This window comes from Marinomonas colpomeniae (assembly GCF_014803385.1).
In the GTDB taxonomy this organism is placed as follows: Bacteria; Pseudomonadota; Gammaproteobacteria; order Pseudomonadales; family Marinomonadaceae; genus Marinomonas; species Marinomonas colpomeniae.
Map to the genome: position 1 here is coordinate 129,571 of NZ_JACYFC010000003.1, position 14,187 is coordinate 143,757.

Below are 14,187 nucleotides of genomic sequence, written 5' to 3' on the forward strand. Positions count from 1 at the left end.
TTTTTATAGGGAGAACGTTGCCATGAAAGCTTTTTACCATGAGGATCAAAGTCAGCATGATCCTAAATTTTATATGAAAAACGGTCAGTCTATTCCAGCGCGCGAGACGCCAGAACGTGGCGATATTTTTCGTAAAGTTCTGATGGATCTGAATGTATCCATTAGTCCAGCGAGTGATTTTGGTTTGTCTTATATTGCCGAAGTGCATTCGCCTGATTATGTGAACTTTTTACAATCGGTTTATCCTGAATGGGAAAAGTTACCGGATGCGAGTAAAGAAATTATTCCTAAGAGTAACCCTGGGCGATACGCGGCTACCTACCCAAGTGACATTATTGGTCGGGTAGGTTGGCACTTAATGGACACTTCTTGCCCATTAGGAGAAGGAACTTGGAAAGGAATATACGCTTCTGCTCAAACCGCAACCAGCGCCGCTGATGCGCTAGCAAATAACGAATGTACATCGGCTTATGCGGTATGCCGTCCGCCGGGTCATCATGCTTTTAGTGATGGCGCAGCGGGTTTTTGTTTTTTAAATAATTCCGCGATTGCGGCACAACGTCTATTAAAAGATTTTAATAGAGTGGCCATTTTGGATGTGGATTTACATCATGGTAATGGAACTCAAGCTATTTTCTGGCAGCGTAAGGACGTGATGACTCTTTCAATCCATGCTGATCCAGCCTATTGCTACCCTCATTATTGGGGGTATGCCCATGAGAAAGGTGAAGGAGAGGGTTATGGGTATAATTTAAACTTACCGATTACTGAAGGAACAGGGGATAGCGAGTTTTTAGAAACGCTTGAAATCGCACTTGAGCAGTTAAATGCTTATGCTCCAGACGCCGTGATTCTTGCTCTCGGGCTGGATGCTTCTGAACAAGACCCATTTGCTGTACTTAATTTAACAACAGAGGGTTTTGGTCAGATTGGTAAACGTGTAAAAGCCTTGAATAAGCCAACGCTTATTGTTCAAGAGGGTGGTTATATTTCTCCTATATTGGGTGACAATTTAGCCGCAGTATTGAAGCCCTTTACCAAGACGTAGACTCGGTTCAGCTTTGTCTATCTCTGATATTAAATGACTTAAGAGAGAATGCTGCGATGGTTGCATTCTCTCTCTTTAATTTTTCTACCTAGATTCTGATATACCAAAATATTACCCATTACGAGGCGTTGTATAAGTCTGCTAGTATTTTCAGATGGGAGAATATATGTAATTTATTGTATTAATTATTAACCTCCAGTTTAAGATTCTTGCTCATACAGTTCTAATGGCAGTCCATCTGGGTCACTAAAAAATGTGAATTTTTTATTCGTGTATTCATCGACTCGAATTGGCTCAACATCAACACCCTTAGAGATAAGGTAATCTTTAACGGATTCTACCGATTCAACGTTAAACGCCAAATGCCTTAGACCTAGTGCTTCAGGGAAGCTTGGTCGATCAGGTGAACTAGGAAAAAAAAATAACTCTATTTGTCCACCATCCGGTAACTTCAGGTCGAGCTTAAATGAATCTCGTTCTTCTCGATAATTCTCAGCGATAACTTCCAGCCCAAGAATTGAAGTGTAAAAGAGCTTAGACTTTTCATAATCTGAGCAAATGATAGCGGCATGATGAATCGACTTAAGCATCTGTCTTCCTTGTTATACCCAACTATTTTCACGCACTTTATAATGTAAAACGTAATCATCAGGCTTTAATTCATATTGCTCATCTTCAGGGTATAATTTGGCAATATCAATGCTTTCTCCAGAAAATGCTTTGATACACTCTAAGTCTTCCCAGTATGTGATGAGTGTTATTTCTACTTCATTGCCTGAATCTGTATCGCGATTAAAAATTTGAGCCCCAATGAACCCTTTAGTCGCAGATGTGTCTTTTACCCCAGTTTCATAAAGATATGAAATAAAGCCTTCTTCATGCTTTTTAGGGCATTTAGCTTTCCATTCTCTCGCTATCATAAAAAAATCCTCAATTGAGAGCTAATCTTAATAAAAATCAGTGTCAATGGCTTTAACTATTAAGGTTGATTGCCCCTGAGCCTTAATACAGAAAATACAGGTTGAAACGAACCAATAAATGTTTCGTTTGTTGGTGAACTTAATTGGAAAAAATAGCGTATAAGTAACTAATTCAACTTTAAAAATTGGTGTTTAAATGCGTATCATTATTTTAGCTATCATTTTACCCTTACTATCAGCCTGTAGCACATCCTATCCAAACCAATCTGTTAAAGGGCAAATATTTCCATCTATTACAGGGCAAACACTAGAACAAAATGAGTTAAAAATTCCTGCTGATTTTGATCAAGACGTCGTGTTGCTGTTAATAGGCTACAAACAAGATTCACAGTTTGATATTGATCGTTGGCTAATTGGTTTAGACATGACAAACACCTTGGTTGATGTATATGAACTACCCACCATTCAAGGAATGTTACCTAGAATGTTTAGTACGGTTATCGACAGTGGTATGCGTAAAGGCATACCGAAAGAACTATGGAAAGGTGTCGTAACAGTTTATGAAGATGGTGAAAAAGTACAAAAATTTACCGGCAATGAAAACGCAAACAACACCAGAGTCACATTGATTACAAAAGAGGGTGAGATCCTGTATTTTTATGATCAAGGCTTTTCCGTAAGTGCATTGAATACATTGAGAGATGTACTAGAAAGCGCAAGGTGAACCCATAAATTTTAATGGTTTTCTGCCAATGCTACATTTTTCGTCTCTCTTATAAGGACATAAATTTTTTTTAGGCTTAGCTAATCAAAGGATAGATTTTGATTAGCTCTAAAATGTTCTTAGATTATTGATAGTGCTTATAAATCGAACCTAAAGAACGTTACTTTTAACGGTTACAGCCATTCTGAAAACAAAAAAAGCCCCGCAAATGCGGGGCTATCAAACTAGAGTGTGACATCACAATAAGGTCACATGCTGCTGTTACACAGCATTCTGATCTAATGAAGCGCCTTTCAACACTTCATCAAGATGCAGCCAGGTTTCGACAACAGTGTCAGGGTTAAGAGACATACTCTCAATGCCTTGAGCCACAAGCCAATCTGCGAAGTCGGCGTGGTCTGATGGGCCTTGCCCACAGATTCCCACGTATTTACCTTGTTCGCGGCAGGCTTGAATCGCCATCGTTAGCAGCTTTTTCACTGCTGGATTTCGTTCGTCGAATTTGTCTGCGATCAATCCTGAATCGCGGTCAAGTCCGAGGGTTAATTGTGTTAAATCGTTTGAACCAATTGAGAAACCGTCGAAGTATTGAAGGAATTCATCCGCCAATAATGCGTTAGAAGGCAGTTCGCACATCATGATGACTTTTAAGCCATTTTCGCCGCGAGCTAAGCCTTGTTCAGCAAGTAATTCCGTTACTTGTTGTGCTTCTTCTAACGTACGTACAAATGGAATCATGATTTGTACGTTGGTTAATCCCATTTCATTTCGAACTCGGCGAATGGCTTCACATTCTAGGGCGAAGCAATCACGGAAGGAGTCGTCGATGTAACGGGCCGCACCACGGAAACCAAGCATTGGATTTTCTTCGTCTGGTTCAAACAAAGGTCCACCAACAAGATTATGGTACTCGTTCGATTTAAAGTCAGATAACCGCACGATTACAGGTTTCTTCGAGAACGAGCACGCCAATGTCGCAACGCCTTCAACGAGTTTGTCGACGTAGAATTCTACTGGGCCATTGTAGCCAGCGATCCTGTGGTCGATTTCTTCTTTCAGAGCTGGCGTCATGTCTGCGTAGTTAAGCAGCGCTTTAGGGTGAATGCCAATCATACGGTTAATTATAAATTCCAATCGAGCCAAGCCAATGCCTGCGTTGGGTAGCATGGCGAAGTCGAAAGCGCGGTTCGGGTTGCCCACGTTCATCATGATTTTCACAGGTAGTTCTGGCATGTTGCCCACTTCCGAGGTGATGACATCGAATGGCAACTCGCCTTGATAAACAAAGCCCATGTCGCCTTGTGCACAAGACACGGTAACTTTTTGTCCGTCTTTCAAAACCTCGGTGGCATCGCCACAACCAACTACGGCTGGAATGCCAAGTTCACGTGCAATGATCGCCGCGTGACACGTTCGACCGCCACGATTGGTGACAATCGCAGATGCGCGTTTCATGATGGGTTCCCAATCAGGGTCAGTAATGTCAGTGACTAATACGTCGCCCGGTTTGATGCGATCCATTTCAGCAATAGAAGACAAAACCTTAACTTCACCCGTGCCAATTTTGTGACCAATAGCACGGCCTGTCATCATTACTTGTGACGTTTTCTTCAGGTTGTAACGTTCCATGCTTTGGGCGTTGCCTTGGCTGCGAACGGTTTCTGGTCGAGCCTGAACAATGTAGATTTTTCCATCGATGCCGTCTTTCGCCCATTCAATATCCATCGGACGTTGGTAATGGTCTTCTATGATGCAAGCTTGTCGTGCAAGATCTTGGATCTCGTCATTGGTCAACGCAAAGCGGTTTTGATCATCTAATGCCACTGGAACGATTTTGACAAATTCGTCGTCGCTACCGACTTCTGCGTATTCCATTTTTTGTGCTTTACTGCCAAGGCTTTTTCGCACAACCGATGGACGATTCGCTGCAAGTGTTGGCTTGTGAACATAGTATTCGTCTGGGTTTACCGTACCTTGTACAACCATTTCACCAAGGCCGTAAGCTGCGGTAATAAAGACAACTTCATCAAAGCCTGATTCTGTATCTAGGGTGAATAATACACCGGATGCGCCAATGTCGCTGCGTACCATTTTTTGAATACCAGCAGACAGTGACACGCCTTGGTGTTCAAACCCTTGGTGAACGCGGTATGAAATCGCACGGTCATTAAACAAAGAGGCAAATACGCGTTTGATAGAGGCTTTGATGTCTGCCAAACCAACGACGTTTAAGTAAGTCTCTTGTTGTCCTGCGAAAGAGGCGTCTGGTAAATCTTCCGCTGTGGCAGATGAACGCACAGCAAATGATGTGTCGTTAGCCTTGTCTTCACTGTCGTTATTGACAGACAAGACAGCAAAAGCGGCTTCAATTTCTTGGTCGAATTCAGCAGAAAAATGCGCTTCTTCAATCCAGGTTCGGATTTGCTCGCCAGTTTTGGCAAGAGCCTTAACGTCGTCCACGTCGAGTGCGTTGAGTGCGTCGTGAATTTTATCGTTTAGGCCGCTTTCTGCTAGGAAACTTTGATAGGCATAGGAAGTGGTAGCGAAACCATTTGGTACTTGAATACCAAGGTCTGTCAGGTTAGAAATCATTTCTCCCAAAGAGGCGTTTTTGCCGCCGACTTCACCGACATCTTCTAAACGAAGATCTTTAAACCACTTAACGAATTTGCTCACGAAGGACTCCGGTTATTGTTATAAGTTTGTTTTGTTTGGCTGGTTTGCCAACGAGACATCAAACGCTCATTCCTAGAAGTTGATAGCTTTTTTTCTAGGTAATATTGGTACTTGTCAAAGCGCTGTGTCTGAGTTCATTGTATGTAGCTAAGTGGTTTTGAATAAAATCGATTATTCGATGTAGTTTTATTTCAATCGAAAAACTAAATGTCGTTAGATAACAACAAAATGGGTAAAAACGCATGAAAGTGTATTTTGTTTCAGATGGGACAGCGATCACCGCAGAGGTGTTTGGATCGGCTATGTTGTCGTTTTTTGATGTGGCAGTAGAGACGCAAAGTGTGCCGTTTTTGACGACCAAAGATCAGGCCGAAGGATTGAAGCAACAAGTGAACTTAGAGATGGAGCAGGGTGTTAAATTACTGGTGTTTTACACCATTTCTGATGTTGCCATTCGTGAAATTATTCAGTCTTGTGATTGTCATTGTTATAACTTGTTTGGTGACTTGTTATCGCCTATCGAGAAGGCGCTTGGAGTCAAAGCACAACCAACGGCGCAAAAAGCTCACGGTATGAAAGAGGGCGTTTACGATGGCCGTATAGATGCCATTAACTATGCGTTAGCGAACGATGATGGTGTTTCGGTAAAGAACTTTGAGCAGGCAGATATTATTTTATTAGGTGTGTCTCGTTCAGGGAAAACGCCAACCAGTTTGTATCTAGCAATGCAGTATGGCATTAAAGCGGCGAACTATCCGATTACCGAAGATGACTTTTCTTCTCCTGGTTTACCTAGGGTCTTAAAAGCCCATAAGAAAAAACTGTTTGGGCTGACTATAGATGCGTTACGTTTGCAGGAAATTCGTAGCGGTCGAATGGCAGAAAGTAAGTACGCGTCAGCTCGCCAATGTCGCTATGAAGTAGACGAAGTAGAATCTTTATATCGTCAAGAACGTATCCCTTTTTTGGATTCGACAAAACTGTCTGTGGAGGAAATTTCCACCAAAGTGATGGCGGAGATGCATTTAGTGCGTCATAGACAATGAGTTTTACAGATAAACCTATCGAATAATTCGATAGATCGAGACTTTTTAGACAAAAAAAAGGTAAAAAAGTGATAAAAAGAAATTGGTTAGGCCAAAAAGGCATCAGGAGTGAAAAGGTGATCGCTTCGAAATAGAGGTAATACGCCTGTTTTGTTGTGTAATTACCAAATAAACCCCAAGAGAGTGTGCAGATAATGATAAGAGCCGCGCTTACTGGGAGAGTATTTGATGAGAATGCTCTATAATGTCAATTAATTGAACGCGTAAGCGACTTGGTTCGGGGTGCTGTTTGTAGCGATGTCTATAGAAGTACGGATCATAACGATACTGAAAGTGACACCAAAGCGCGGAACACGTTCTGAATAGTAAGATGTTCACAATTCTATTTTATAAAGGATGCATCTTATTTAAAACACCAAGGATAAATATACATTGAGTAATAAAAAAATTAACGATCCACACATGAAACGAGAAGCGTCTAAGTACGAAAATCCCGTACCGAGTCGTGAATTCATTCTAGAGTTTCTAGCTACCCAGAACCGAAGCATTGGTCATCTTGATTTATGCACAGATTTTAATCTTACAGGTGAAGACGAAATAGAAGCACTTCGCCGCCGATTGATCGCTATGTGCCGCGATAATCAGTTAACAAGTAATCGCAGTGACGAATATTCACCTATCCAAGAAAGTGACCTAATAGAAGGTTATGTCCAAGGCAATAAAGAAGGGCACGGTTTCTTATTACGTCCAAGTGATGACGATGTCTTTTTGTCTGCTCGCCAAATGCAGAATGTTATGGATGGCGACAAGGTAAAAGCACGCCTTTCTGGTCGTAGTGTAAAAGGTCGTTTAGATGGTGTTGTGGTTGAAGTGCTAGAACGTAAGCACTCCCAAATGGTTGGCCGTTACTATCTAGAAAGCGGCACTGCATTTGTTACACCAGAAAACCCTCGTATTGCGCAAGACATTCAAATCACCACAGACTCTGGTTTAACACCAAAGCACGGCCAATATGTTCTGGCTGAAATTGTGTCTTATGCAGAACGTGGTAAACCGGCTCAAGGTCTTGTTAAAAAAACCTTGGGTGACTTTATGGCGCCGGGTGTAGAAATTGAAGTGGCGATGCATCGCTATGAAATTCCTAACGAATGGCCAGCAGCGGTTGAGAAACAAGTTAAAAACTTTGTTGCCGAAGTGGCAGAAGAAGACAAAGCACACCGAGTTGATTTACGCGAAACACCATTTGTTACGATTGACGGCGAAGACGCCCGTGATTTTGATGACGCTGTGTATTGTGAGAAAACACCGGGCGGTTGGAAACTGTTCGTCGCCATTGCCGATGTTTCTCATTATGTGAAAAAAGACTCTGCATTGGATGAAGAAGCGATTGTACGTGGTAACTCTGTGTACTTCCCAGGTCGTGTTATTCCTATGTTGCCTGAAGTGTTGTCGAACGGTTTGTGTTCATTGAATCCAGATGTTGATCGTTTGGCGATGGTGGCAGAAATTTCGTTGACGACAAAAGGTAAGATGCGTGGTTTCAAATTCTATGAAGGCTTGATTCGATCTCATGCACGTTTAACCTACTCTAAAGTAGCGAAAATGATCGCGGCTGAGCCAGAAGAGCAAGGTTTAGAATTACGTGAGCGTTACTCATCTATCATTTCTCATATCGATGATTTGAATGGTCTTTATCACACATTAAGAGGCGCTCGTGATGAGCGTGGCGCGATGGAGTTCGATACAGTCGAAACTCGCATGGTGTTTGATGAAAACTCTAAGATTGAACATATCATTCCCGTTGAGCGTAACGATGCTCATAAATTAATCGAAGAATGTATGTTGTGTGCCAATGTGGCGACAGCAGAGCTTTTGATTAAAGCTGATCTGCCGGCTTTGTTCCGTGTTCATGAAGGACCAAAAGACGACCGTTTACTAACCTTGCGTACTTATCTTGGCTTGCTTGGATTAGAGCTAATGGGTGGCGCTAAACCAACGCCTGCCGATTATGCTGCGTTGTCTGAAAGCATTAAAGATCGTGCGGACGCTCGTAGTATTCAAACTATGATGTTGCGCTCTATGTCGCAAGCAGTTTATCAAGCGGATAACTTAGGTCACTTTGGCTTGAATTATGAAGCGTATACACACTTTACATCGCCTATTCGTCGTTACCCAGATTTATTGGTGCATCGTGCGATTCGTTATTTAATACGTGGTGAAGGTCGTCCAGATGTTCGACAAGCGCATCGTGTTGTGGGGAGTGAAACACTAAAAGAACGTAAGATTTACGGCTATAACCATGCGGATATGGATGGTTTTGGTGATTCCTGTTCTATCACAGAGCGACGTGCAGACGAAGCAACACGTGACGTGGAAGCTTGGTTGAAGTGTCAGTATGTAGAACAGCATCTTGGCGAACCTTTTGATGGCATTGTTACCGCTGTTACTTCGTTTGGTTTGTTTGTTGAGCTACAAGGTTTGTTTGTAGACGGTTTGGTGCATATCTCTGGGCTTGGGCAAGATTACTTTGTTCATGACATGGAGCATCAGGCGATTATTGGTGAACGAACAGGTCGTGTATTCCGCTTGGGTGATACACTAAAAGTGAAAGTCGCTAACGTTAATCTAGAACAACGTAAAATCGATTTGAGCTTAGACGATGTGGCTCCTGCGCCACGTAAAAAAATCGCACGCAATGACAAAACAGAATTGGACATGCAATTGGCTCAGTTGCCGCCAATGGAATTAGGTGGCCGCAGAAAAGCTAAGCCCGCTGTGAAAAAAGACGCTGAAAAAGGCGCTGTAGCAGGTAAAGATGCTAAAGACGGCAATGCAAAAGCGAAACCTAAGTCTAAGAAAAAGAAATTTCCTTCTAAAGGTAAGCTGCTTAGACAGAAGAAAACCGCTTCTGCTACCAATGCAAACAGTAAGTCTGCCGCTAAAAAACCAAAGAAACCGAAAAAGCCAAAGAAGAGTAATGCTAAGGCAAAAGCGAAAGATTGATTCTAGAACTTTTCACCCTCAAAACCCTGTGTTTATAGCTTGTACCTTCCAGTTATAAACACAGGACCAAAATGCTTCTAGAGCAACTGTATTTAAGAATTTATAGAGTAAATAATGTCAGATTTAGAATGGATATACGGCATTCATGCCGTGGAAAATGCGTTAACACAACAGCCTGAACGTGTGAAAGAAGTGCGTTTTCAAGAAGGCCGTGACGATAAGAAAACACAGCGTTTGATTCAACTTTGTAAAAGCAGCAAAGTGCGTTATAGCGTGTTGCCTCGTCGTGAGTTAGATCAGTTATTTACTGAAAACAAAGATCGTGTGGTTCACCAAGGTGTTGTGGCCTATACCACGATGACAAAAGCGGGCAGTGAAGCCGATTTACATACCTTGGTTGCTGGTTTAAATGAAAACGCTTTGATCATCATTTTGGACGGCATTACCGATCCTCATAATTTAGGGGCTTGTTTACGTAGCGCCGATGCCGCAGGTGCTCATGCGGTTGTGATGCCAAAAGATAACTCAGCACCGCTTAACGCCACCGTCAGTAAAGTTGCCTGTGGTGCAGCGGAAAGCATGCCTGTTTTTGCGGTGACTAATTTAGCGCGCACCATGAAAAAACTGCAAGACCAAGGTGTTTGGATTTCCGGTACTGCTGGTGAAGCCACTATGACGGTTTATGAACAAGACTTCACTATTCCTACCGCCATTGTTATGGGCGCGGAAGGCGACGGTATGCGCCGTTTAACGCGTGAGCAGTGTGATTACTTAATTAAGCTGCCTATGGCGGGTGTTGTTTCTAGTTTGAATGTTTCTGTTGCAACGGGCGTTTGCCTTTATGAAGTTGTTCGCCAGCGTGCTGTAAAAGCAAAAGGTTAAGGAGAGAGTTTTGTTTCCAACGTTTACGATTCAAGTCCCTTCGTCTGTTATTGAAGGTGAATTACAGAAAAAAATTGATAATAAAACCAAACCTTTAGGGTCGTTGGGAGAATTGGAACGCATTGCTTTTCAGCTAGGCCGAATTCAAAACTGCGTAACCCCTGATGTATCAAAAGCAAAAATGATCGTGTTTGCTGCTGATCATGGTGTTGTAGCACAAGGTATTAGCTTGTTTCCTCAAGAAGTGACACCGCAAATGGTGATGAACTTCTTAATGGGTGGTGCGGCTGTGAGTGTATTTTGTGAGCAGCATTCCGTGCCTTTGCGTGTCGTTGATGTTGGCGTCAATGCTGAGCTAGACGAGCATCCATTGTTAGGTGCGCGCAAGGTGGCTTTTGCTTCTAAAGACTTTAGCCAAGAAGCAGCGATGACAGCGGAACAAGTAGAGCAAGCGATTCAAGCTGGTGTTGAAGAAGTGGATCTTGCGATTGATGACGGTGTGAATTTATTAATGTTCGGCGAAATGGGCATTGGTAATACCTGTGTGTCTTCTTGCATGATGACCGCTTTGATTGGTATGAATGCGACCGACACAACGGGTCGTGGAACAGGATTGGACAAAGCTGGCGTTTCACATAAGGCGCACATTATTGAGCAGTCATTGAAACGTGCGGAACAGGCAACAGGTCAGCTAATGGCAGACTGGAGTGCGCAAACATTGGCTGAGCAAGTCGGTGGTTTTGAAATTTTGGCAATGGCTGGTGCTATGCTGCAATCAGCTCAGCGTCATACTGCTTTTGTGGTTGATGGCTTCATCTGTTCAGTGGCCTTACTGTTTGCTAAGAAAATGGCTCCTCATGTGACTGAATACGCTGTCTTCGCTCATCAATCGAATGAAAAAGCACATCGAATTTTATTGGATAACTTAAACGCAGAACCTATTTTGTCTCTGGATCTACGTTTAGGTGAAGGTTCTGGTGCGATTTTAGCTTACCCTTTAATTCAGAGTTCGTGTGTTTTTCTTAATCGCATGGCGAGCTTTGAAAGTGCAGGCGTAGCTGAGAGTAAATAATTAAGCTGAAAAGAGAAAATATGAACATCTCGATATTAGCCCCATATTGGCAAGGCTTTAAACGTAGCCTTGTTACCTATACTCGAATCCCATTAACAGTGGATTGGGGTGATGATATAAAGCACATCCCAGCGGTGTGCTTTTTACCATGGATTGGTATGGTTGTGGCATTACTAAGTGCTTGGCCATTATGGTTTGATTGGTCTGCCTCACTGCAAGCGTTGTTGATGATATTGACGGCAACCTTGCTGACGGGGGGATTTCATGAAGATGGGCTAATGGACGCCTGTGATGGTTTGATCGGTGGCTGGGAAAAAGAACAACGTCTGTCGATTATGAAAGATTCGCGTATTGGCAGTTATGCGGCTTTATCCATTTGGTTTTCCTTAACGCTAAAATGGCTATTGTTGAGTGAGCTTTTACAAATCATTCCAGAGTCCTTTTTGGGCATAATTTATACCTTAAGTGCATGGTGTATCGTGCATGTGATGGCGCGAATTATGCCCATTGCTCTAATGAGTCTGTTGGATTACGTCAGTACAGGGCAAAGTAAAGCCGCCAGCATGATAGCCAAGTTAAACCTTAAGCAATGGGCAATTGCCTTAGCGCCTTGTTTGGTGATTGGGGTACTGGCTTTTAATGTCTTTGATTTAATGATTACGCTGATTCTTGCTGCTGTTTTAATTTTTCTGATGAAATGGTATTTACGCAAAAAAATAGACGGTTTTAATGGTGATTGCTTAGGTGCAAGTGAGCAAATTGGTGAGATATTTGTCATCGTTTGTTTGTTGGTGTCTTATTCGTGAAACGCTTGTTATGAAATTATTTTTAGTGCGTCACCCTAAGCCTGATGTGCTGCAAGGTTTATGTTATGGCGATATGGATGTTCCACTAGCAGAAGGGTGGGAAGAAGGGGCTGAGTCATTAAGAAATGCACTATCGGCTTCTATCAAGGCATCGCTTAAAGAGGCTTCTCATGTTTGTTATCACAGCCCATTAAGCCGCGCAGCCAAGCTAGCTGACTTTATAAGCGATGGTAATTCTATCGCCGTCGATGCTTTAAAAGAGCTAGATTTTGGTGATTGGGAAGGGCATTGCTGGAAAGACATTCCACGACAGGAAATAGACCTTTGGGCAAATGATATTGTTAATGCGGCGCCCTATAATGGCGAGTCTTTGCAAATAGTGGCCAATCGAGTGTGGAGCTGGTGGTTATCGGTAAAAGACAATCCTGTTGATACTTGTGTGCTGGTTGCTCACTCTGGCGTGATTAAGGTGTTGGTGAGTCTGCTTTGCCAATGGCCACTTGCTCAGGCACATCGTATCGATGTGGGCTTTACCAGTATTACTGAATTTTCTGTGCAAGGTGATTATGTCACGTTAAAGCGTTTAGGCGCTGGTGATTGGGTTACCACTTAATCATTTCAATCGAATTTCTGTTAGATTGAATGGCTTTAAATTATTGAATGACTTTGGCGTTCGCCAAATTATCTTTGGTTTTATTGAGACAAAATAAAAAATGCTTTTATATGTTTTAGGTATGTTTGGGATTGCGGCCTTTGCAGTCACAGGCGTTATATCCTCTGGAAAAAAAGACATGGATCTTTTCAGTGTGGTGTTTCTTGGTATGGTGACGTCGCTGGGCGGCGGCACTATTCGAGACACTGTTTTATCTGTTGAGACGGTATATTGGGTCGCAGATACCTCATATTTATGGGTGGCGTTTCTTTCTTCAGTGCTTGCCTTTTTTACAGTGCGATACATGGATGATAGGCGAAAAGTTTTCCATTATGCGGATTCCTTCGGATTGGCGTTGTTTACCGTTGTTGCCACCGAAAAAGTGTTGGCGTTAGATTTTGCCGCACCGATCGCTATCACCATGGGGATTATTACAGGTGTAGCGGGTGGTATTATCCGTGATGTATTAAGTCATCGCCCACCTTTGGTATTAGGACGTGAGTTTTACGCGACACCAGCATTTTTAGGTGCCTTGTTAATGGTGCTACTTGAAAAAAACATACCATCACATGAGTTTAACTCGATTTACGCCGTGTCTTTAGTCTTTATACTAAGGGTGTTCGCTATCCATAAAGATTTGTATTACCCCAGCTGGTTACTTTACAAAAAAGAGGTACGTCATGACGAAAGCATCGATAACACAAAGCACTGAAGACGATGTGTTGGCTAAAAATGAAGCGCGTTTGCTAAAGAAAAAAGAAGTTGTCGATAAGCGTATAGCCGCAGCAACAGAAGAACGTGGTGTCACGATTTTACTTACAGGTAATGGGAAAGGTAAAAGCTCTAGTGGTTTTGGTACCATGGCTCGCGCTTTGGGACATGGTCAAAAATGCGCCGTCATTCAATTTATCAAAGGACGTAAAGCGACAGGGGAACAGCTATTTTTTGGCGAACATCCTTTGGTTGATTTTCATGTGATGGGACATGGCTTTACATGGGAAACCCGTAATCCTGAATTGGAAAAAGAAGCCGCAGAACAAGCATGGGAATTGGCTAAAAAAGTTTTATCAGACCCAAGTGTTCACTTTGTATTATTGGACGAAGTGACCTATATGTACAAATACGGTTACCTGAATGAAGGGGATTTGATCGAAGCGTTAGCTGCTCGTCCAGCGCATCAAAATGTGATGATGACAGGTCGTACGGCACCAAGAGCCCTGCTAGACAGTGTTGATACTCATAGTAAAGTGGGTAATGAACGTCATGCTTTTGCTAATGGTGTAAAAGCTCAAGTCGGTATTGAATGGTAGTTGGCTCTAAAGACTCTGATTTTATACTGAGCGACGATTACTAAAAAA

Annotated in this window: 13 protein-coding genes; 10 read left to right on the forward strand and 3 right to left on the reverse strand. The window is 42.6% G+C overall.

All coding sequences use genetic code 11. The annotated features are described in order from the left end of the window. The first annotated feature begins 22 nt into the window (after positions 1–22). Positions 23–1,048: a histone deacetylase family protein gene (locus IF202_RS09930; RefSeq protein ID WP_191594752.1), complete on the forward strand. Its 1,026-nt coding sequence runs from the start codon at positions 23–25 to the stop codon at positions 1,046–1,048. Positions 1,049–1,248: 200 nt separating this feature from the next. On the opposite strand, the gene gloA2 is transcribed toward IF202_RS09930, so the two are convergent. Next, positions 1,249–1,638, reverse strand: coding sequence for an SMU1112c/YaeR family gloxylase I-like metalloprotein (gloA2, locus tag IF202_RS09935; protein WP_191594753.1), 390 nt, complete (start codon positions 1,636–1,638; stop codon positions 1,249–1,251). 12 nt (positions 1,639–1,650) lie between these two features. After that, positions 1,651–1,968 carry an antibiotic biosynthesis monooxygenase family protein gene (locus IF202_RS09940; protein ID WP_191594754.1) on the reverse strand — a complete coding sequence of 106 codons (318 nt, stop codon included), beginning with the start codon at positions 1,966–1,968 and terminating at the stop codon, positions 1,651–1,653. Between the two features lie 196 nt (positions 1,969–2,164). On the opposite strand from IF202_RS09940, the gene IF202_RS09945 reads away from it, so the two are divergent. Continuing rightward, a complete protein-coding gene (locus IF202_RS09945) occupies positions 2,165–2,692 on the forward strand; it encodes a hypothetical protein (protein ID WP_191594755.1) in 528 nt (175 codons plus the stop codon). A 261-nt stretch (positions 2,693–2,953) separates the two neighbouring features. On the opposite strand, the gene ppsA is transcribed toward IF202_RS09945, so the two are convergent. Further along, entirely contained in the window at positions 2,954–5,368 is a 2,415-nt protein-coding gene (ppsA, locus tag IF202_RS09950) for a phosphoenolpyruvate synthase (protein WP_191594756.1), read from the reverse strand. Between the two features lie 242 nt (positions 5,369–5,610). Between ppsA and ppsR the strand changes: the two genes are divergently transcribed. The 8 genes from ppsR (at position 5,611) to cobO (ending at position 14,139) form a co-directional block, all read left to right on the forward strand. Then, positions 5,611–6,414 (forward strand): posphoenolpyruvate synthetase regulatory kinase/phosphorylase PpsR, encoded by an 804-nt coding sequence (gene ppsR, locus IF202_RS09955; RefSeq protein ID WP_191594757.1) that lies wholly within the window; start codon positions 5,611–5,613, stop codon positions 6,412–6,414. Between the two features lie 462 nt (positions 6,415–6,876). Then, positions 6,877–9,417 carry a ribonuclease R gene (rnr, locus tag IF202_RS09960; RefSeq protein WP_191595153.1) on the forward strand — a complete coding sequence of 847 codons (2,541 nt, stop codon included), beginning with the start codon at positions 6,877–6,879 and terminating at the stop codon, positions 9,415–9,417. Between the two features lie 114 nt (positions 9,418–9,531). After that, complete coding sequence (gene rlmB / locus IF202_RS09965; protein ID WP_191594758.1) at positions 9,532–10,299, forward strand: 23S rRNA (guanosine(2251)-2'-O)-methyltransferase RlmB; 768 nt, start codon at positions 9,532–9,534, stop codon at positions 10,297–10,299. Positions 10,300–10,309: 10 nt separating this feature from the next. After that, on the forward strand, positions 10,310–11,371 hold the full coding sequence (gene cobT / locus IF202_RS09970) for a nicotinate-nucleotide--dimethylbenzimidazole phosphoribosyltransferase (protein WP_191594759.1): 1,062 nt from the start codon (positions 10,310–10,312) through the stop codon (positions 11,369–11,371). 20 nt (positions 11,372–11,391) lie between these two features. After that, positions 11,392–12,177 (forward strand): adenosylcobinamide-GDP ribazoletransferase, encoded by a 786-nt coding sequence (locus IF202_RS09975; RefSeq protein WP_191594760.1) that lies wholly within the window; start codon positions 11,392–11,394, stop codon positions 12,175–12,177. A 10-nt stretch (positions 12,178–12,187) separates the two neighbouring features. Continuing rightward, a complete protein-coding gene (locus tag IF202_RS09980; protein WP_191594761.1) occupies positions 12,188–12,790 on the forward strand; it encodes a histidine phosphatase family protein in 603 nt (200 codons plus the stop codon). A gap of 100 nt (positions 12,791–12,890) precedes the next feature. Further along, positions 12,891–13,541, forward strand: a complete 651-nt coding sequence (locus tag IF202_RS09985) for a trimeric intracellular cation channel family protein (RefSeq protein WP_191594762.1) — start codon at positions 12,891–12,893, stop codon at positions 13,539–13,541. Beyond that, positions 13,510–14,139: a cob(I)yrinic acid a,c-diamide adenosyltransferase gene (gene cobO / locus IF202_RS09990; RefSeq protein WP_191594763.1), complete on the forward strand. Its 630-nt coding sequence runs from the start codon at positions 13,510–13,512 to the stop codon at positions 14,137–14,139. The genes IF202_RS09985 and cobO overlap by 32 nt, the downstream gene beginning before the upstream one ends. Positions 14,140–14,187: the final 48 nt, after the last annotated feature.